This window comes from Desulfovibrio sp. (assembly GCF_019424165.1).
Taxonomy (GTDB): domain Bacteria; phylum Desulfobacterota; class Desulfovibrionia; order Desulfovibrionales; family Desulfovibrionaceae; genus Desulfovibrio.
The window spans coordinates 15,513-35,033 of the sequence record NZ_JAHZAA010000015.1 but is presented as its reverse complement, the minus strand read 5'-3'; the positions used below and the strand labels follow the sequence as shown (position 1 = coordinate 35,033).

Sequence of the window (19,521 nt, the reverse complement as noted above, 5' to 3'; positions counted from 1 at the left end):
GATCTTCCTTTATGCGGGGAGGTTAAGCATATCCAGGCGGCGTTGGTGACGGCCGCCTTCAAAAGGGGCTTCCAGAAAAGCGTCCACTATGGCCTGCGCCAGCTCCACGCCGGTGACGCGCGCGCCGAGGCAAAGCACATTGGCATTGTTGTGAAGGCGCGAAAAGCGGGCGTGGAGTTCGGTGGTACAAAGAGCCGCGCGGATGCCGGAGTGGCGGTTGGCGGCTATGGACACGCCTATGCCCGTGCCGCAGATGAGAATACCCAGTTCGCCGGACGCTTCCACAGCGGCGCAAAGCTTGTGGGCCAGCACGGGATAGTCGCAGCTTTCTCTGGAGTCAGTGCCGTGGTTTACGACGTTGATGCCCTTTTTTCCCAAATGCTCGGCCAGTGTGGTTTTAAGATCGATGCCCGCATGGTCCGATGCCAGATGGATGGATTGCATAACAACTCCTGCAAAGGTGACGACGGGCCGACCGGATAACCGGCCGGCCCGGGGAAGTACATCAAAGGTCAATCAGTAAAAAAAACTGGCAGGCCATAATGCTGCCTGCCGCACAGCGGCTGCCGGGCGGATCAGGGCTGGCGGTATTTCGCCAGCGGCAACAGCGGCACGCCCTCTGGTATGGATAAGGTCATCTGCTCGTCTGTAAAGGGGGCAGCGGGTTTTTCCCTGTCCTTGATCAGCACTATGGCACGCTTGCCGTTGGAGTGGACGAGGTTCAGGCGTTGCGGCAGAGGGGGCGTTGCGTTGTCGTAGGCCACTTCCATCTTCCAGCCCTTGGCGCTGTCGCCTTTTTCGCTCCAGGCCACAGGCAGGCCCGCCTGATCAAGGGTCAGCACGCCGCCGGGCGTACCTTCAAGCGTGTACTGGGCGAGGTCGCCGGGCATGAAGTGGCCGGTGGTAAAGCTTTTGCCGAAAACAGCGCTGTAACGGCCGTTGAGCAGGTCGGCCAGGTGTTCCAGGTTGAAAGGAACAGGCACGCCCACCTGCAGCAGCGGCTTGGCAGCGCCCTGATAGAAGTACGCCTTGTTGTCCGTGGGGCTGTAAACCAGAAAGTGCTGCCCGTCTTCAAGGATTTTGGCAACAGTGGCACCCACGCCGGCCATGACATCCAGGCGCAGCCTGCGCTGGCTGTTGCCCCAGAAAAGGGCTGTGACGCGGCGGGTATCACCTTCGGTGCCGAAGCGCAGGCTCATTTGCAGCCGGTAAGGCGCGAGAGAGCTGTGCTGCCCAAGGGTAGTAAATGTCTGCCAGCGCTCTTCAAGCCTGACCTGATTCTCAGGGGTCATGTCCAGAGAAGGCTGGCGGGCGCAGGCGGCCAGCAGGGCAAGACTGCAGATGCAGCAAAGGACGAAGATTTTTTTCATTGTTTTGAAAGTCTCTGCCGCAATGCGTCCGCATTGTCGGGTTTGAGGTCCAGCGCCTTCTGGTAGGCGTTACGGGCCTCGTCCTTGAGTCCGGCCTTTGAAGCGATGTCGCCGTAGTGTTCCCAGATAGAGGCGTCGGCATTTTCGTCAAGCCTGACGGCCCGGCGTATCTGGATCAGGGCTTCTTCATTTTTACCCAGCCTGTATAAAGCCCAGGCGAGGGAATCTACGATATAGGACTGGTCGGGTGACAGCTCGTCGGCTTTGACAAGCAGGGCCAGGGCGCGTTCCAGTTCACGGTTTTCATCCGCCAGGGTGTAACCCACGTAGTTGAGGGCCTGATGGTTGTCCGGATGCAGGGTAAGGATATGCTCCATCACCTTGAAGGCTTCTTTCTTGTCGCCCGATTCATCCAGCAGAGAGCCAAGCAGAAAAGCCATGTCCGCATTGTCGGGCCATTTTTTTGCAGCCTTGCGCGCGGCCTCGAGGGCCTGCGGCATTTCTTTCTGGCGGGCCAGCAGGCGAATTTCCACGTCCCAGAACTGGGGGATGTCGCTGAACTGTTTTTGGGCCTGCCGCGTAGCGGCCAGAGCTTCCTGATCTTTTCCGGATTCGCCCAGCAACTGTATGCGCAGCAGGGCTCCCCTGGGCGCAGCCTTGCTTTGCGGCGGGACCTTGTCCAGCCATGAAAGCGCCAGAGGCAGGTCGTGGCGCTGCTCATAGGTAAGATCAGCCAGCAGCAGATAGACGTCCACAGGGGCGTCGTCTTTGGCGGCGATCTGCTTGAGCAGACTTTCAGCTTGCAGATAATGGCGCGAATCTATGAAAAGTCCCGCCACCGTGAGCTTGAAAGGAACGGTGTCCGGTCCTTGGCGCATGTATTTCAGCGCTCTTTCGGGCTGATTCATGCGCAGGGAAAGATTGATGAGCCGCAGCAGCACATCTTGAGGGGAGAAATTGAATTTAAGGAGCTTTTCATACAGGTTACGTGCTGATTTAAGTTCAGCGCGCTGCTCGTGGATGAAAGCCAGTTCAGCCATGGCCTCCACGAAGTCGGGCATTTCCTTGATGGCTTTCTGCAGGTATGGGATGGCCTCGGCCTGCTTGTCCATGCCGATGAGCGCACGGGCATGATAGTAATCCACCAGTGGTGTGCGCTCTTTGGCCGTTACACTGTTGAGCAGAACTTCAGCCTCAGTGTATTCCTTGCTTTTGACCAGCAGAAGGGCCAGCTCCAGGCGGGCGTCCAGCGAGTCCGGGTGCTTTGCCAGGTAGGCTCGCATAAGCTCCACGCCACGCTCGGGAGTTCCCTGCTCCATAAGCGCTTCGGCATAGAGCAGGTTGAGCGACATGTCGTCGGGAGCCACTGAAAGCCCCTGCTCAAGATAGGGTACGGCTGCGGCAGACTTGCGGCCCACAAGCCAAACACCGCCCTCCAGCCAGATGTTGGCTGGCAGCCCGGCTGCCGTCATGAGGGGAGCGGCCCGCAACAGGGCAGCCTCGTCTTCTGTATTGAGGGCCTGGGCGCACAGAAGAAAGGCATAGGTGCTCTGGGCCTCGGGCGAAAGCTGCTCTTCGGACTGCCGGACTTCAACGTCGCGCAACGCCGCAGAGTTTTCTTCGGCCTGGGTTTGGCCGGCCGGGGCTTTGGTTCCGGCACAGCCGCCGCAGCCAAGAAGGGAGAAGGATGTGGCGGCGGCCAAGATCAGGGCGCAGAGCAGCGCGATATTTTTTCGTTTCATTGCGGACTGTATCCGTGCGCTTAAAGCAGTTATCGCCTCAAATGATTGCTTGCCGGTCGGCAAAGCCGCCTTGCAATCATTTGGCGGCAAGGATTCGAAAGCAAATCCTTGCAGAGCATTTCATACGTGAAATACTCTAGGATTGAATCCAGTGATCGGAGAAATCTTCGATGTCATTCTTCATATGCTGGCCGATTTTTTCCACCAGACGCGCCTCAAGCTGGCGCACTCTTTCTCTTGTGATGTTATACCGTTCGCCTATCTCACGCAAGGTGATCGGCTCGTCAGAAAGCAGCCTGTTGTGCAGGATATACTGCTCTTTCTCATTGAGTTTCGGCATGATGGTTTTCAACTTTGAGCGTACAATCCCCGCTATTTCCGTAGATGCAAGGCTGTCTTCAATGCCTGGCCCCAGGGCGGGCAGAAAGTCCATGCGGGTGGCGCCGCCAGAATCTTCGCCCACCTGGGCGTTAAGGGACATATCTGTAGAGGCAAGGCGCTGGTCCATTTCATTTATCTGCTCTTCGGTCACGCCCAGGCGCTCCGAAAGCATGGTGGCATCAGGATCGTAGCCCTGCATGATGAGTTTCTGGCGCTCTCTGTTCAGATTGTAGAACAGCTTGCGCTGCACCTGGGTGGTGCCGATCTTGACCATGCGCCAGTTGTCCATGATGAACTTGAGAATATAGGCCTTGATCCAGAACGAGGCATAGTAGGAAAACTTGATGCCCTTGTCGGGGTCAAACTTGTTGACCGCGCGCATGAGGCCCACATTGCCTTCCTGTACAAGATCAAGCACATTCTGCATCCAGCGGCGCTGAAAATCCATGGCGATGCGCACGACAAGCCGCAGATGGGATGAAACCAGACGAAAAGCGGCGTCCGCATCATTATGATCACGCACGCGCACAGCCAGCTCATGTTCCTCTTCGGGCTTGAGCATGGGAAAACGGCTTACTTCACGAAGGTACAGGTGCAGGCTGTCACGAGTACCCACGGCCGGCACCCGCGAAGAAGACGGTGCGGGAACGCTGCGGTCCTGACCATCTTCAGATGTCAGGCGCGGCTCATCGTCTTCGTCCAGGTCGTCATCAAGCAGCTCGTCTTCGCTGTCGGGCGAGTCAATGTCAAGCTCGTCCGTATCGCGTTCATGTTCTGGCTCGTCCACATCAAGCACCGTGCCGGAACTGCGGCTGCCATCGTCCGGCTCAAGAGCGGAAGGAGCTTCTTTTTTTCGGCTTTTGCCGGTGCGGCCGGCGGGTGTTTGGGCGGCAGGGCCTGCGACAGCGCGGGGCCGCGTTTTTCCCGCAGTTGCCCCGGCAGCCGCAAGGGGCTTCTGGGGGGCGTCTTCAGGTCCGACAACCTCCACAGGAAGCGCGGCTTTTCTGCCTTTTTCCGCTGTTGCGGCGGCCTTGGTTTTGCTCGGGGCTATCTTGCTATTTTTTTTCATTTTATCCATACTCAGGCATTGGCGCTTCCAAAAGCGCTGCAATGTCTGTATGCTATAGTTTTGGTTTGTTCTTTTCAATATTCTTCATCGGGGGCAAAGAACAGCCGCCCATTGCTTGCAGGCATGGCCGTTACGGCGGACTTGTCGCACACGGCCTTTATGGCCGGATTTTCAGGACAGTTTCGCGGGTTGCGCAAGTAGTTATGCGTTTATGAAATACCCGCTGCTTCTTCCCCAGTGGAAAACCCGCAGTTGCCGGAACGTTTGCATACCATACAGGCATTGTGGCTGGAAAGCAAAGACGGGCTTTGCGCGGCAGTGGGGAAGGGCTTGTTTTTTCAATAAACTATGACGGCCAAGGTGGCGGCATTCATGACTTTCAGACAAGCGCTCGGTTCGGGACGTCCTCTTTTGCTTGACGGCGCCATGGGTACCATGCTTCAGGCCTCCGGTCTTCCCGCGGGTACAAGCCCGGAAGAATTCTGCATGGAAAATCCCGATATTCTGCGGGGTATCCACGCATCCTACCTCAAGTCGGGCGTTGACCTGATTACGTCCTGCACCTTCGGCGGCAATGCCTACAAGCTTTCGAAAAGCCTTGATGTCTTTTCTTTTAACAAGCGTATGGCCTCGGTGGCGCGCGCGGCCGCGGCCGATGTGCCGCGCCCTGACGGCCGCCCGGTGTTTGTGGCGGGCAACGTGGGGCCCACCGGGCATTTTGCCAAACCTTTGGGTCCGGTGGAGCCTGTTGAGCTTATTGAAGTTTTCGCCCAGCAGATCCGCGGTCTTGTGGACGGCGGAGCTGACCTCATTTTTATTGAAACCCAGTTTGACCTGGCCGAGGCCAGAGCCGCCGTGGTGGCTGCCAGACAGGTTTGTGATCTGCCTGTAATGGTTTCTATGACCTTTGAGCAGGGCGTAAGCCTGACGGGATCAACCCCCGCCATTTTTGCCGAGACTATGCAAAACATGGGCGTGGACGTGGTGGGAACCAACTGCAGCCTCGGGCCGGAACAGATGGAACCCGTGGTTGCCGAACTACTGGGCGTGTGCGCCTGCCCGGTCATGGCCGAGCCCAATGCCGGCCTGCCCGAACTGAGGGGAACGCAGACGGTATTCCCGTTGGGACCGGAAGACTTCGCCCGCAAGACAGCTTCGTTTGCCCATATGGGCGCTCAGGTGCTCGGCGGATGTTGCGGCACCACGCCCGAACATCTTGCGGCTCTGGCATACAGCCTGCGCGACCTTGGCGAGGTGCGCTCCACGGGCGTGCAGCGCAGCGGCATCTGCCTGACGAGCCGTTCGCAGATGGTGCGCATCGGCACGGGACGGCCTCTTGCCATTATCGGCGAGCGTATCAATCCTACAGGCAAAAAGCAGCTCACCCTCGAGCTTCAGGAAGGGCGTTTTGATACGGCCCTGCAATTTGCTGATGCGCAGCTTGAGGCCGGAGCCACTGTGCTGGATGTGAATGTGGGCGCGCCCCTTGTGGACGAGATTGCGCTTTTGCCCGATCTGGTACAACGCCTGGTGGGGCGGCTCACGGTGCCGCTTTCGCTGGACTCATCCAATGCCCAGGCCATTGCCGCCGCTTTGCCCTACTGCCCCGGCTCTTTTTTGGTGAACTCCATCAGCGGCGAAGAAGGGCGCATGGAACTGCTTGGTCCGCTGTGCCGCGATTACGGCGCACCCTTCATCCTGCTGCCTCTTGAGGGCGCAACCTTGCCGGAAAAGGCCGCGGAACGCATCCGCACTGTGGAAAGCCTGCTTTTGCGGGCGGAAGGTCTCGGCATTCCACGGCGGCTCATGATGGTGGACATTCTGGCTCTGGCGGTTTCCTCCAGTCCGGATGGAGCGCGCCAGTGCCTTGAAATGACGCGCTGGTGCGCCGAGCAGGGGCTGCCGACAACCCTCGGGCTTTCCAATCTTTCTTTCGGCCTTCCCGCGCGCGACCTGCTCAATGCCACGTTTCTTGCCTACGCCGCCGGAGCGGGACTTTCATCATGCATTGCCAATCCATCGGCCCAGCGCCTGCGTGAGGCGGCTGATGCTCTCAAGGTGCTGGGCGAGCATGACCCCCACGCGTCTTCGTTCATTTCAAGCTACGCCAACTGGAAGCCCGGCGAAGGCAGTGTGCTGCAACGCCAGGGGGGCGGTGGGGCGTCCAAAAGCCTTGGCGAGGCCGTGCTCAACGGCGACAGGGAAAATGTCCTGTCTTTGCTTGAAGCCGAACTGGCCGCAGGGGCCGAGCCTTTCAGTCTTGTGCAGGAAGTGCTTATTCCGGCCATTACCGAGGTTGGCGCGCGCTATGAACGGCGTGAGTATTTTCTGCCCCAGCTTATCCGCGCGGCCGAAACCATGCAGACGGCTTTTGGTCATCTGAAGCCCAGCCTTGAAGCCGGGCGGGGGGCGGAAGAGCGCCCCGTGGTGGTTATGGCTACGGTGGAAGGGGATATTCATGATATCGGTAAAAATATCGTTTCCCTGCTTTTGGGAAACCACGGTTTTGACGTGATTGACGCGGGCAAGGATGTGCCTGCCGAAGATATCGTGGCTTGCGCCCTTGAGCATAAAGCGCGTATTATCGGCCTGTCGGCCCTGATGACCACGACAATGGTGCGTATGGAAGACACCATAAAGCTGGTCAAGGAAAAGGGGCTGGCCATCAAGGTGATGGTGGGGGGCGCGGCTGTTACCCAGGCCTTTGCCGACGCAATCGGGGCCGATGCCTATTGCGCGGATGCCGTGGGCGCCGTGCGGGCCGCCAAGAATTTTATGTAGCATTGTTCTGCATTACGCGGGCGCGCTCATGCCGGGCGCCCGCGCGCAAGGCCCGGCGGCATGGTAACCCTTCCGCATATTCCGGCCATTCCTCATGGCCTGTACTGTAAAGGTATGATATGAAAAAAATCCTTCTTCCCTTGCTGTTGTGCCTGCTTTTACCCTGCGCGGCATTTGCCGGTTCTTCTTCCGCCTCCGGCGTGCCTTCGCTCAACCTGGCAGGGTTGACAGACCTTCTGGCCAAGAACAAGGGCAAGGTCATCATGCTCAATTTTTTTGCCACATGGTGCCCTCCCTGCCAGGTGGAAATTCCTGAGCTTGTGCAGGTGAACAAAAAATACGCCGGCAAGGATGTTCTTATCATCAGCCTGTCTGTGGATGAAGACGCCAAAGTTGTGACGCCGTTTATTAAGAAAATGGGTATGGACTACCCCGTGTATATGGCTGATCGTGACATTGCCAGGGCTTTTCAGGTAACCAGCATCCCGCACAACGTTTTTTATGCCAAAGACGGGCAGCGGGTCATATCCGAACCGGGCATTGCCGATGCCGAGATGATGGAGATGGTGTTCAACAAGCTGCTTGAGCAGAAATAGCCCGAAACGGGTACGTTTCACTGTCTGGTTTGCCGGGCTGCGCTTCTGTGGCGCAGCCGCGCCGGGCAGGGATTTGTGCCGGTAAAAAATATGGGCGGCAGGCGCGTGGGGTGTCTGCTGTCCCTGCCGCATTGATCAATGCGGAGATGTTCGCCATGGAGCCGGAAAATGTTGCGGCCCCTGAAGATGGGGCCGCCCGCGCGGCCCGTTCTGGAGGATCAGATGTCTAAGGTGGGGCATGAGCTCAAGGTCAAAGAACTGAAGACTGTTTTCAGCCAGGAACAGATTGCTAAACGGGTGCAGGAACTGGCCGCTGAAATTGACGCCTGTTACGGCCAGGAACCTTTGGTAGCCATATGTGTTCTCAAGGGCGGCTTTGTGTTTTTCAGCGATCTGGTACGGGCTTTGCAAAATAAAAATCTGGAGCTGGACTTCGTGCGCCTGTCCAGCTACGGCAAGGGAGCAAGCAGCTCCAAGCATGTTATTTTCAGCAAGGATGTTGAGATTGACATCTGCGACAAGCATGTGCTGATTGTTGAAGATATTGTGGACAGCGGCCACAGCATGCGTTTTCTGCTCGGGCAGTTTGCCGCGCGCAAGGCCCGCAGCCTGCGTCTGGCCGCGTTGGTAGACAAGAACGAAAGGCGCGAAATTGACGTTCACGTCGACTTTGCCGGTTTCAAGCTGACTCAGGGCTTTATTGTGGGGTATGGCCTCGATTACGCCGAACACTATCGTAATCTGCCCGCTGTTTTTGAGATCATTCCCGAATAAACGTTCTGCTGTTCCGGCTGCCGGATACGGTTTTGGAGAGTAACGGCATGGAAGTAAGATGTCCCAATTGTTCAAGCCGCTTTAACCTGCCGGATCAACTTGCCAGGCCGGGTGCGAAGCTGCGTTGTTCGGTCTGCAAAACTGTTTTTGCCTATGATCCGGCCGAACAGCTTGCCGCCCAGGGGCCTCTGCCTGATATGCCCGTCAAAAAACGGAGCAGGCTTGGCAAGCTGCTTGGCCTGCTCTTGCTCATACTGGTTTGTGCCGGCGGAGCGTACTGGTACTTCAAGCATTCCGCCACCGGAGAAAGCGGCCCGCCCACAGAGCAGGAACTGGCCAAAAAGGTGGAAATGCTCACCATGCGCAATGTACGCCAGTACTATGTGGACAATGAAAAAGTGGGCAAGGTCTTTGTTATTGAGGGCAAGGTGGTTAACGAGTTTCCCGAACCCAAGGAGCTGGTTACCGTTGAGGCCGCCATTTACGACAAAGACAAAAAAACGCTGGCCACAAAAAAGCAGCTCGGCGGTGTGCAGCTTTCTCTCTTTCAGCTCCAGGTATTGAGCGAAAAAGAGATGGAGTCTTTTCTTAACAACAAGGTAGAGATTCTCACCAATAATACCAATGTCCCCCGTGGGGGCGAGGTTCCCTTTATGGTGCTGTTCTACGCGCCGCCTGAGGGCGTGGCCGAATTCGGCGTGCGCATCGTGGATGTGAAGGATGTGCCCGCACAGGATGACAAGCAGGACGAGAAGAGCGCCAAATAAAAAATTCTTTCGCCTCCGGAAGCCACAGGCTGTTCCGGTGTTTTTCGCCCGCCGCAGATGTTTGCATCCGCGGCGGGCGTTTTGCTGTGTCTGGAACTGCCGTAAAAGCCGGGCTGAGGCGGATGCAGGCCAGACGCTCCCGAGTGCCGGCAGTTTCTTCAGCCGCTGCCGGCAGGTGGCATGGCGGGACGTCATGAATTTGTGCCGTCAAACGTCGCAATGTGGTCCCGGAGGTAATGCGCGACGTTGCAGTCTGATGGCGGAGTGAAAAAAGATGTTGCTGCGCGGTCAGGCAGCATGGCAGGCATGTACTGTGATGCTTTGGCGGCAACGGCAGATTCCGCTAACGCCCGGCCCCCTTTGCCCTGGCGGCAGCAGCAGGGCAAAGGGGGCTTTCACAGGGGGGCTTGGTGTCTGCGTCCGCATGGAGGTGCGGCCTGATCCGTCAAGGTCGGGGTCGGCAATCCCCGGTTTTTTCAGGGCAGACTCAGGAGACGTCAGGCGTTCTGGCCGGTTGCGGGATTGTCGGCAAGATCGCTGCTTTCCTCAGTGGGCAAGGCACGCGGCTCAGCCTTTGAAATCCGGAGACTGCCTATCCACATGGTGGACACGGTGCTGATAATGCCCGCCACAAGCAGGTATCCGCAGAGATACCAGGGTTGGGAATCGTTAGCCTGCACGAGTATGGTCGCTATCATGGGGGTCAGCCCCGAAGCAAAAATGCCCGAAAACTGGTACACAAAAGAAATGCTTGAGTACCGCACCGTGGCATCGAAACTTTCAGAGAACAGGCTGGCCATGCTGGCATAAGCTGCGGCATAGATAATGCCGAAGGGAATGATAATCGCCAGGTAGACAAAGAAGAGGTTGGTAGTGGCGTAGTTGTGCAGCACCCAGAACACCGGATATGCGGTTATGCCCAGCAGCAGTGCCGCTGTGCCGAAGATGCGGCCTTTGCCCACGCGGTCTGCCATGGCGCCCCACATGGGAATGAAGCAGGCCATAACACCCGAGGCCACCACAACGGCCATAAGGGCCACAGTACGGCTAACCCCGCAGGTCTGTGTAAGATAGGTCAGTGAAAACACGCCAAACACGTTAAAGGCGATGCCTTCTACAAAGCGCGCACCCACGCAGGCGGTCAGGGTTTTGGGGTAGCGCTTGAAGGCTTCAAGCATGGGATAGCGGATTTTTGCCACTTCTTTTTTGGCGGAAGCAAAGTCCTGTGTTTCCTGAACGGACGTGCGTATATACGCGCCCACCAGCACCAGAACTGCGCTCAGGATAAAGGCAATGCGCCAGCCCCAGGCAAGAAAGGCCTCGTCAGACAGCAGGAATGACAGCAGGCCGATAACACCGGAAGCCAGCATCAAGCCCAGTGAAAGGCCAACCTGGGGCAAGCTGCCGTAAAAAGCGCGCTTGTGGGCCGGTGCGGACTCATAGGCCATGAGCACGGCGCCACCCCATTCTCCGCCAAGCCCGATCCCCTGGGCCAGACGGCAGATAACCAGCAGGATGGGAGCCCAGATGCCGATGCTGTCGTAAGAGGGGATGCAGCCGATGAGCACTGTGGCCACGCCCATGATCTCAAGAGTGAGAATGAGCATTTTTTTACGGCCGATCTTGTCGCCGAAATGGCCAAAAATGATGCCGCCCAGGGGGCGGGCCACAAAGCCCACAGCAAAAGTGGCGAATGCCAGAATCGTGCCTACGCCCGGCGAAAATGCGGGAAAATAAAGCTTGTTGAACACAAGCCCGGCCACCACGCCATACAGAAAAAAGTCATACCATTCGATAACCGCGCCCATAAGGGAGGAAATCACTACGCGGCGCAGGTTTTTTTGCGCCTGCTTTTCATTGGCGGCAACACTCATACCGTTCTCCTTATGCCAGGCCCAGCACGCGGCGGGCGTTTTCATACATGATTTTGCGGTGGGCTTCATCAGTCAGTTCAAAATTCCGGTAGGCTTCCAGAGCATCGGCCAACTCCACAAAGGGATGGGCGCTGGCAAAAAGCACCTTGTCGGTGATCAGCCCGTTCATGGCCTGCACATACACATCCACCATGGGCGCACGCTCGTATTCTGAAATATCCATATATACATTGGCGTTGCGCAGGCAGGTGTAAACGGCTTCATTCACAAAGGGATAGCCGCCGTGGCTCATGATGAGCGTAAGTTCGGGAAAGTCCCGGGCCACCTTGTCCACATCGCGCGGGTCGGCATATTCCAGAATGGCTCCGGGAACCTGAGGCGGCGGGGCCATAGTGATGAACACGGGCAGGCCCAGTTCGCAGCATTTGGCGTAGACAGGGTAAAAGCGGGCTTCAGATGCGGGAATGTGGGCAAGATACGGGTCAATGGCGATGCCCTTCATGCCGTATTCGGAAGATACAAGCTCGATTTCGCGCAGGGCGGCCATTTTTTTGTGCGGGTCAATGCCCCAGAAACCCACAAACTTTTGTGGGTAGGCCCGGCAGAATTCGAGCACGCTGTTGGCCGGAAAACCATACGTGGTTTCACAATCGCGCCCGGTGATGACCCCAAGCTCCACGCCAAGGCGGTCCAGGTCGGCAACGATGTCTTCCAGAGGCTGGGGCTTGCGCTGGTCAAAGCCGATGGCTTTGCATGCAGCCTTGAACATGGTGCTGTTTTTGATGCCGTTGATAATCTCGGGCGTATTGGGCCGGAAACGAAAATCTATTACTTTCATTTCCAGTTCTCCCCGTGTGCCTGGCCTGTCGTAAAGGCCCTGTTGCACGCCCCACGGGGTATATGGGGGTGCGGTCTGCAAGAAGCGTTTGTGTTACGTGCTGGACAGTGTAAGTGTGACACTTTTCTCATAGTCTCCTCCCAGTAGATGAACGATTGCAAAAAGCAAAAATGAGTGGCTCAGCCTCTCAGGCTTGTGATTTTTTACTTTTGCAGGATGCGTGCCAGAGAAGAGACGTTGAAAATAAGCTTTTTCATCGAAAAATCTACTTTTATCAACATATTATAATTTATATTATTACTATGTTTTACCTGTGTGAGAAGTCGAGTCGCAAGTTTGCAGCTAACAGGAATGCTTGTTTTTGTGCGTAAAACGGTCATTTGTGAAAGTTAAAACATGTTTGTTTTGCATGGGGTTGCGTGGGCTGCACTGCGCCGCCAAAATAGAGCGTCGCAAAAATGCGTCGCAAAATTGGGCGGTTTTATTGAAAAGACTTACAGTTTGGTGCAAAAATGCACCATTTGTGAAAAGGAGTGCGTTTATCTATTGGCAGAAAAAACAATAAATAATAAAAACTTAATTAAATAGGTGTGTTACTAAATATGGCATGCCCCATGCAACTACGCCGCCATAACGAGGATAGCCAGCTTTACAAGGCGTTCTCAGCGCGGTGGCATGCACGCCGTACCGCGCTCTGTAATTCATAATATTCAGGAGTAAGCGTGATGAGCATGACCACTTGCGAATGCCGGTCCCCCCAGGAGCAGCGCCTGTACGACAAAATTGAAGGTCGGGAAGACAGGTTCCGTAAAGCCCATCCCCGGGTTTTCAGGTTGCTGGAGCGGTTTGAAGGGCAAAAACCGCGCATTGATATTGAGCGCGCGCTGTACTTTACCCAGTCCATGCAAGAAACCGAGGGTCAGCCGCTGGTGCTGCGCTGGGCCAAAGCCCTCATGCACATTGCCTGCAACATGACCGTCTATGTGCAGGAAGACCAGTTGCTGCTTGGCCGCGCCGGTTGCGACGGGCGTTACGGTATCCTGTATCCGGAGCTGGACGGTGACTTTCTTGATATCGCCGTGCGTGACCTGCCTACCCGCAAAACTTCACCGGCGACCATCACGCCCGAGGACGCCAAACGCGTCGTGGAAGAGATCGCCCCGTACTGGAAGGGCAAGACCTACCATGAAGCGCTGAATGCGGCCCTGCCCGCCGAAGTGCACAAACTTACCTATGACGATCCCGAAGGACTGATTTCACGTTTTATTGTTAACGAAACCTCTTCGTTCCGCTCATCCATCCAGTGGGTTCACGACTACGAAAAAATCCTCAAGCGGGGCTTTAACAGCATCAAGAAAGAGGCCCAGGAAAAGCTGGCGGCCCTTGATTCGCTGAGCGCCAAAGATGACCGCGAAAAGCGTCCTTTCCTTGAAGCCGTTATTATCGTGTGTGACGCCATCGTGCTTTGGGCCAAACGGCACGCCGTGCTTGCCCGCGAAATGGCCGAAAAAGAAGCCGACCCGGTGCGCAAGGCCGAACTGCTTCGCATGGCTGAAAACGCCGAGCACGTTCCCGGCGAACCTGCCCGCGATTTTTGGGAAGCCTGCCAGAGCCAGTGGTTTACCCAGATGTTCTCGCGTATCGAGCAGAAGACCGGTACCACCATTTCCAACGGCCGCATGGACCAGTACTTTCAGCCCTACTACAAGCAGGACCGTGAGGCCGGGAAGATTACCGAAGCCCAGGCCATGGAGCTGCTGGAATGCATGTGGGTGGGCATGGCCGAATTTATTGACATGTACATCTCTCCCACCGGCGGCGCCTTTAACGAAGGCTACGCCCACTGGGAAGCGGTCACCGTTGGCGGGCAGACCCCGGACGGACGCGATGCCAGCAATGACCTTACCTATCTGATTCTCAAGTCCAAGCGGGAATTTCCGTTGCATTACCCGGACCTTGCGGCCCGCATCCATTCCCGTGCGCCCGAGCGTTATCTCTGGGACGTGGCCGAGACCATCAAATACGGTTCGGGCTTTCCCAAGCTGATCAATGATGAAGAAATCGTGCCACTTTATGTTTCCAAGGGCGCGACCTTTGAAGAAGCGCTGGATTACGCCGTTTCCGGCTGCACCGAAGCACGCATGCCCAATCGCGACACCTATACGTCCGGCGGAGCCTATATCAACTTTGCCGCTGCCGTGGAAATGGTGCTGCGCAACGGGCGGATGAAAAAATACGGCGATCAGAAACTCGGTGTTGAAACAGGCGACCCCCGCAGCTTTACAACCTGGGACCAGTTCTGGAATGCCTATGTGGAGCAGCATCTGCTCTTTCTCAAGACGGCGTTTACCCAGCAGTACATCATCAACAAGCTGCGTGCCGAACACTTCGCCCAGCCGATGGGTTCCGCCATGCATGACCTGTGCATGAAGCATTGCATAGACCTGCATCAGGAGCAGATTCCCGAAGGCATCAACCTTGGCTACTTTGAATATATGGGCCTGGGAACCGTGGTAGACTCCCTGGCGGCCGTGAAAAAACTGGTCTTTGAAGAAAAAAAGCTGAGCATAGACAAGCTTATTGCCGCCATTGACGCCGACTTTGAAGGCTATGAAGACGTACGTGCTCTGCTGCGGTCCGCCCCCTGCTATGGCAATAATGATGAGTATGCCGACGCCATCGGCCGCGAGATTGACAAGATCTCTGTGGAATACGGCAACAAGTATTCCATGAGCGACCTGGGCATCCATAATGACGTGCGCTACGTACCCTTCACCTCGCATGTGCCTTTCGGCAAGGTGGTTTCCGCCACACCCAACGGCCGTACTGACGGCTTCCCCCTGTCAGACGGTTCCTCTGCCTCGCACGGCGCTGACGTGAACGGTCCGACCGCAGTGCTGCTTTCAAACTGCACTACGAAAAATATGGGCATGCGCGACCGTGCCGCCCGCATGCTGAACATCAAGTTCACGCCCAAATGCGTGGAAGGCGAGCAGGGTACGGAAAAGCTGGTGTCCTTTATCCGTACGTTCTGCGACCTCAAGCTCTGGCACGTGCAGTTCAACGTGGTCAACAAGGGTACACTTGTGGCCGCGCAGAAAGACCCCCAGAAATATCGCAACCTTATTGTGCGTATCGCCGGCTACAGCGCCTACTTTGTGGACCTGTCACCCGATCTGCAGAATGACCTTATCGCCCGTACAGAACATGATGTGATGTAGGGCGGGCATCTGAAGCGGGGAGGAAATTTCCTCCCCGCATTTTTACGACAATTTTCTCTCGAGACCGCCGGTTGCCGTGTGCCGCCGTTGCGCAAAAAAGGAAGGAAACATGTGCCTGGATGATACTCGGCAGGGAATGGTGTTCAACGTCCAAAAGTATTCTGTTCATGACGGCCCGGGCATACGCACCATAGTGTTTCTCAAGGGATGCTCCCTTTCGTGCCGCTGGTGCAGTAATCCGGAATCGCAGAAATCCTGTCCTGAACTGGCATGTAATCCCGGGCGCTGCATTGATATTTCAAAATGTGGTCATTGCCTGACGGCATGCCCGCATGGCGCAATTACTTGTGGCGACGACGACAAGCCGCGTATAGACCGCAGCCATTGTGCCGGCTGCTCCATGCCATGCGCCGATGTTTGCCCCGCGCAAGGCTTGCTGGTATACGGTAAAAAGCGCGATGTGGGCGATGTGCTGCGTGTGGTGGAGCAGGATATGGCCTTTTACGCCCGTTCCGGCGGCGGCCTGACCCTTTCCGGCGGCGAGCCGCTGTTGCAGGGCGGTTTTGCCGTAGCCCTGCTGCGCGAGGTCCGCGCCAGACGTATCAAGACAGCCGTGGAAACCTGCGGCATGGCATCTGCCGAGACTGTGCGCGAAGCTGCGCCCCATCTGAGCTATGTTCTTTACGACATCAAGCATATGAACAGCGAAGTGCATGAGGCCCAAACCGGTTTGCCCAATGCGCGTATTCTCGAAAATTTCCGTATCCTGGCAGAAGAATTTCCGGATTTGCCCATACTGGCCCGCACGCCTGTTATTCCCGGCTTCAATGACAATGAAGAGGCCGTTGCGGCCATAGCCCGCTTTATCAAGCCTTATGCGCGCGTCAATTATGAGCTTTTGCCCTATCATCGCCTGGGAACCCAGAAATATCACTTTCTGGGCCGGGAGGTTCCCATGGGCGAAGTGAGCCTGGACAAGGCCGTTATGGATGGGTTGCAAAAGGCCGCTCTGGACATTTTGGGGGAGCGGGTGCAGATTCCCCGCTGAATACGCAGCATTTTACCGGATTGAAATATGGCCGACCACTCTCAGGAACTGCTTTCAAAGCATGTGGAGCGCATACTTGACGCCCTGCCCGAAGGCGTTTTCATCAGCGACGCTTCGGGAACCAGCCTGCGCGTTAACCGCATGTACGAGCAGTTGACCGGCCTCACACAGAGGCAGGTGCAGGGCAAGAACGTGCGCTGCCTGGTGGAGGAGGGGGTTTTTGACCACATTCTCAACCCGCAGATAGTGCGCACCGGCAGGCCCGCTACCCATGTGCAGCAGCTCAAGGATGGCAAAAAACTGGTGCTGACGGGCTTTCCCGTCTTTGACACGCGCGGCGATCTTTGCCTTGTGGTCACCTTTGCGCGCGACATCACCTTGCTGGTCCAGTTGCAGGATCAGGTGGCCGGGCAGTGCAGGCTCATTGACCAGATCAACGACCAGTTGGCGTATATGGCCAGCGAGGGCAACAAGGCGCGCGATCCCATTTATGCCAGCCCTGCCATGGGGGAGGTGGTTTCGCTGTTGCGGCGATTTGCCGCCACAGACGCCACAGTGCTGATCCTGGGCGAAACGGGCGCGGGCAAAGATGTTTTCGCCCGTTTTACTCATGGTCTATCTGAACGGCGCGATAAAATCCTGCTCAAGGTCGACTGTGGCGGCATTTCCGAAACCCTTACGGAATCGGAACTGTTCGGCTACATGCCCGGTGCTTTTACCGGGGCCTCCAGTAAGGGTAAGGCCGGGTATTTTGAAATTGCCGACGGCAGCACCATTTTTCTGGACGAAGTGGGCGAACTGCCTCTTTCCATGCAGACGCGGCTTCTGCGTGTGTTGCAGGACGGCGAAATCATGCGCGTGGGGGCGTCCAGCCCGCGCAAGGTGGATGTGCGCATCATCGCGGCCACCAACCGCAACCTTGCCGAAAGCGTGGAAGCCGGAACCTTTCGCCGTGACCTCTATTATCGCCTCAATGTGGCTACGGTGCGCATCCCGTCCCTGCGGGACCGCAAGGAAGATGTGCCTTTGCTGGCCGAGCATTTTTTGGCGCACTATGCGGCCAAGTATCATAAAGTCATGGCTTTTATGGACGTCACCCTCAATATGATGGCTGCATATGCCTGGCCCGGCAACGTGCGTGAACTCCAGAATATGGTGCACAGCCTGGTCATTACGCTCAATGGCCCGCTTATCACTCCGCGCGATCTGCCCGCGCAGATTACCGGCGTAACGCACGATGCCTCCCGGTATTCGGAAGACGTGCTTGTGGCTCGCCGCCCGTTGCGGGAAATCATGGCTGAAATGGAGCGCGATTTTTTGCTCAAGGCCATAGAGGTTCACGGCTCGGTGCAGCGCGTTGCGGAACTTTTTCAGGTTAACCGCAGCACCATCTTCAGAAAACTGCAGGGTACAAGGCAGACACGATGACCCATTACGGCGGCGCAGGCGGCATGTTCCGCACTGGCCTTCTCACGGCTGTGTGCATGACATTTTTTGCGGCAAATTCTCTTTTGTGCCGCATGGCGCTCTTCGGGGCGGGCATGGATGCCGTAAGCTATACCGTGTTGCGGGCGGTTTCGGCAGCGCTTGTCTTGTGGCTGTTCATGACTTTACGCGGACAGCGTGTCTTGCAGTACGGAAACTGGCGTGCCGCCCTGGCTCTTTTTTCTTATATGGCCTGTTTTTCCTGGGCCTATGTGAACCTGCCCGCCGCAGCGGGCGCGCTTATTATTGCCGTGGCCGTGCAGGTAACAATGGTGGGCGCGGGCGTGATGCTGGGGCAACGCCCCAGCCGGGCGCAGACACTGGGGATCAGCCTGGCTCTGGCGGGCCTTGTATATCTGCTTTTACCCGGGTTGGACGCGCCGCCTCTGTGGCCCTCGGCCATTATTTTTCTTTCGGGTGCGTCATGGGCGATCTATACGTTGTGCGGGCGCAACAATAGCGCTCCCGTGGCCGCCACGGCAGGCAATTTTGTGCGTTGTCTGCCTCTGGCGCTTGTGCTGCTGCTTCCTTCCTGGCTGTACCCCGACGGAATGTGGACGGGCGGCGGCCTCTCCCTGCCTCTGGCGGGTGTTGCCTGCGCGCTGGCTGCCGGAGCCGTTGCTTCGGCTCTTGGCTATGTGCTGTGGTATGCTGTCCTGCCGTGCCTCAGCGTACCAAGCGCTGCCGTGGTGCAACTGAGTGTGCCGCTTATTACCGCCCTTGGCGGCGCTGCCTTTATGGGCGAGGCCGTTACACTGCGCCTTGGCATAAGTGCGGCGGCCATTCTTGGCGGCATTTTCTGCGCTACCGTGCTTGCTGTACGGCGTTAAAACAGCTTCACTTTGAAATTGCCCTGACGGCTGCGCGAACAGGTGTTCGTCGTGTCGGCATAAGCGCAGTTCATTTGTGCTGTTAAGCGCCGTAACGGGGATGCCTTACACTTTGGGAATGTATATTTTCAAAGTTGATCAGCTCCGTGATCTGCTCCATGATCAGCTCTTTCAACAGGTTTTTTTGCCAGAGTAGTCTTGTTCAGCCTTTCTGTTTCGCCGGTCGCAGGCGTGGCGCGTGCTTTCCTCCACAGTTGCGGACTTCATGCAAAATGCCCTTGCTGTGGGGTAGGGCGCGTGCGCCCGCCACAAGGGAGCGGGTTTGCTGTTCTGTGTGAAAAATCATGTTAACACACCAGTTATATAAAATTTCTTCCTCCATAGTCTTGGTGTCTGCCCGTGCCGATCTCCGGTTCCTGCCTTGCGCCCCCCGTGCTTTTTCCGTAGGCTTGAAACATGGCGAAAATACGTGAAATATATATATGCTCCTCGTGTGGCGCGCAGACAATGCAGTGGCGGGGCCAGTGCCCCGGCTGCCATGAGTGGAACACGCTGGAAGCTTCGATGCAGGCCCGCTCTTCGGGCAAGGCGCGCACGCCTCTGGGAGACAGCAGTACGTCCGGGCGTCCTGTTGCCCTGTGCCAGGTGGAGGACGCAGGTCACGAACCCTACGGCAGCGGCCTGCAAGCTCTGGACAGGGTGCTGGGCAAGGGCCTTGTACCCGGAGCAGCCATTCTTGTGGGCG

Annotated in this window: 14 protein-coding genes and 1 pseudogene; 9 read left to right on the top strand and 6 right to left on the bottom strand. The window is 56.9% G+C overall.

Annotated features, from left to right (window positions below):
• Positions 1 to 9 precede the first annotated feature (9 nt).
• The 4 genes from rpiB to QZ377_RS07200 all read right to left on the bottom strand — a co-directional run bounded on the left by rpiB (position 10) and on the right by QZ377_RS07200 (position 4,562).
• Complete coding sequence (gene rpiB, locus QZ377_RS07215; protein ID WP_012625072.1) at positions 10 to 444, bottom strand: ribose 5-phosphate isomerase B; 435 nt, start codon at positions 442 to 444, stop codon at positions 10 to 12.
• A gap of 131 nt (positions 445 to 575) precedes the next feature.
• Positions 576 to 1,370 carry a hypothetical protein gene (locus QZ377_RS07210; RefSeq protein ID WP_291440495.1) on the bottom strand — a complete coding sequence of 265 codons (795 nt, stop codon included), beginning with the start codon at positions 1,368 to 1,370 and terminating at the stop codon, positions 576 to 578.
• A complete protein-coding gene (locus QZ377_RS07205; RefSeq protein ID WP_291440494.1) occupies positions 1,367 to 3,112 on the bottom strand; it encodes a tetratricopeptide repeat protein in 1,746 nt (581 codons plus the stop codon). The genes QZ377_RS07210 and QZ377_RS07205 overlap by 4 nt, the downstream gene beginning before the upstream one ends.
• A 136-nt stretch (positions 3,113 to 3,248) precedes the next feature.
• A complete protein-coding gene (locus QZ377_RS07200) occupies positions 3,249 to 4,562 on the bottom strand; it encodes an RNA polymerase factor sigma-32 (RefSeq protein WP_291440493.1) in 1,314 nt (437 codons plus the stop codon).
• A 372-nt stretch (positions 4,563 to 4,934) separates the two neighbouring features.
• Here QZ377_RS07200 and QZ377_RS07195 point away from each other — a divergent pair, with 372 nt between their 5' ends.
• From QZ377_RS07195 to QZ377_RS07180, 4 genes are all read left to right on the top strand, one after another.
• Positions 4,935 to 7,343: a homocysteine S-methyltransferase family protein gene (locus QZ377_RS07195; RefSeq protein ID WP_291440492.1), complete on the top strand. Its 2,409-nt coding sequence runs from the start codon at positions 4,935 to 4,937 to the stop codon at positions 7,341 to 7,343.
• A 119-nt stretch (positions 7,344 to 7,462) separates the two neighbouring features.
• A complete protein-coding gene (locus tag QZ377_RS07190) occupies positions 7,463 to 7,939 on the top strand; it encodes a TlpA disulfide reductase family protein (protein WP_291440491.1) in 477 nt (158 codons plus the stop codon).
• 222 nt (positions 7,940 to 8,161) lie between these two features.
• Positions 8,162 to 8,713, top strand: a complete 552-nt coding sequence (gene hpt, locus QZ377_RS07185; RefSeq protein ID WP_291440490.1) for a hypoxanthine phosphoribosyltransferase — start codon at positions 8,162 to 8,164, stop codon at positions 8,711 to 8,713.
• Positions 8,714 to 8,760: 47 nt separating this feature from the next.
• On the top strand, positions 8,761 to 9,480 hold the full coding sequence (locus QZ377_RS07180; protein WP_291440489.1) for a DUF3426 domain-containing protein: 720 nt from the start codon (positions 8,761 to 8,763) through the stop codon (positions 9,478 to 9,480).
• Between the two features lie 497 nt (positions 9,481 to 9,977).
• Here QZ377_RS07180 and QZ377_RS07175 read toward each other — a convergent pair whose 3' ends face one another.
• Together QZ377_RS07175 and QZ377_RS07170 are read right to left on the bottom strand one after the other, a co-directional pair.
• The gene (locus tag QZ377_RS07175) at positions 9,978 to 11,354 is read right to left on the bottom strand and encodes an MFS transporter (protein WP_291440488.1); all 1,377 of its coding nucleotides are present in this window, start codon (positions 11,352 to 11,354) and stop codon (positions 9,978 to 9,980) included.
• A 10-nt stretch (positions 11,355 to 11,364) separates the two neighbouring features.
• Entirely contained in the window at positions 11,365 to 12,192 is an 828-nt protein-coding gene (locus QZ377_RS07170; protein ID WP_291440487.1) for an amidohydrolase family protein, read from the bottom strand.
• A 725-nt stretch (positions 12,193 to 12,917) separates the two neighbouring features.
• Between QZ377_RS07170 and QZ377_RS07165 the strand changes: the two genes are divergently transcribed.
• The 5 genes and pseudogenes from QZ377_RS07165 to QZ377_RS07145 form a co-directional block, all read left to right on the top strand.
• Positions 12,918 to 15,413 (top strand): glycyl radical protein, encoded by a 2,496-nt coding sequence (locus QZ377_RS07165; RefSeq protein ID WP_291440486.1) that lies wholly within the window; start codon positions 12,918 to 12,920, stop codon positions 15,411 to 15,413.
• Between the two features lie 109 nt (positions 15,414 to 15,522).
• Positions 15,523 to 16,461, top strand: coding sequence for a glycyl-radical enzyme activating protein (locus QZ377_RS07160; protein ID WP_291440485.1), 939 nt, complete (start codon positions 15,523 to 15,525; stop codon positions 16,459 to 16,461).
• Positions 16,462 to 16,488: 27 nt separating this feature from the next.
• Entirely contained in the window at positions 16,489 to 17,889 is a 1,401-nt protein-coding gene (locus tag QZ377_RS07155) for a sigma 54-interacting transcriptional regulator (protein WP_291440484.1), read from the top strand.
• Complete coding sequence (locus QZ377_RS07150; RefSeq protein ID WP_291440483.1) at positions 17,886 to 18,776, top strand: DMT family transporter; 891 nt, start codon at positions 17,886 to 17,888, stop codon at positions 18,774 to 18,776. Before QZ377_RS07155 ends, QZ377_RS07150 begins: the two co-directional genes overlap by 4 nt.
• Positions 18,777 to 19,232: 456 nt before the next feature.
• Positions 19,233 to 19,521, top strand: a pseudogene (locus QZ377_RS07145) (DNA repair protein RadA); the annotation flags it as partial.

Coding starts and splice junctions, on each gene's coding strand:
- QZ377_RS07155 (WP_291440484.1), top strand. CDS start 16,489: ATGGCCGACCACTCTCAGGAACTGCTTTCAAAGCATGTGGAGCGCATA.
- QZ377_RS07170 (WP_291440487.1), bottom strand. CDS start 12,192: ATGAAAGTAATAGATTTTCGTTTCCGGCCCAATACGCCCGAGATTATC.
- hpt (WP_291440490.1), top strand. CDS start 8,162: ATGTCTAAGGTGGGGCATGAGCTCAAGGTCAAAGAACTGAAGACTGTT.
- QZ377_RS07150 (WP_291440483.1), top strand. CDS start 17,886: ATGACCCATTACGGCGGCGCAGGCGGCATGTTCCGCACTGGCCTTCTC.
- rpiB (WP_012625072.1), bottom strand. CDS start 444: ATGCAATCCATCCATCTGGCATCGGACCATGCGGGCATCGATCTTAAA.
- QZ377_RS07200 (WP_291440493.1), bottom strand. CDS start 4,562: ATGAAAAAAAATAGCAAGATAGCCCCGAGCAAAACCAAGGCCGCCGCA.
- QZ377_RS07190 (WP_291440491.1), top strand. CDS start 7,463: ATGAAAAAAATCCTTCTTCCCTTGCTGTTGTGCCTGCTTTTACCCTGC.
- QZ377_RS07160 (WP_291440485.1), top strand. CDS start 15,523: ATGTGCCTGGATGATACTCGGCAGGGAATGGTGTTCAACGTCCAAAAG.
- QZ377_RS07210 (WP_291440495.1), bottom strand. CDS start 1,370: ATGAAAAAAATCTTCGTCCTTTGCTGCATCTGCAGTCTTGCCCTGCTG.
- QZ377_RS07180 (WP_291440489.1), top strand. CDS start 8,761: ATGGAAGTAAGATGTCCCAATTGTTCAAGCCGCTTTAACCTGCCGGAT.
- QZ377_RS07175 (WP_291440488.1), bottom strand. CDS start 11,354: ATGAGTGTTGCCGCCAATGAAAAGCAGGCGCAAAAAAACCTGCGCCGC.
- QZ377_RS07195 (WP_291440492.1), top strand. CDS start 4,935: ATGACTTTCAGACAAGCGCTCGGTTCGGGACGTCCTCTTTTGCTTGAC.
- QZ377_RS07165 (WP_291440486.1), top strand. CDS start 12,918: ATGAGCATGACCACTTGCGAATGCCGGTCCCCCCAGGAGCAGCGCCTG.
- QZ377_RS07205 (WP_291440494.1), bottom strand. CDS start 3,112: ATGAAACGAAAAAATATCGCGCTGCTCTGCGCCCTGATCTTGGCCGCC.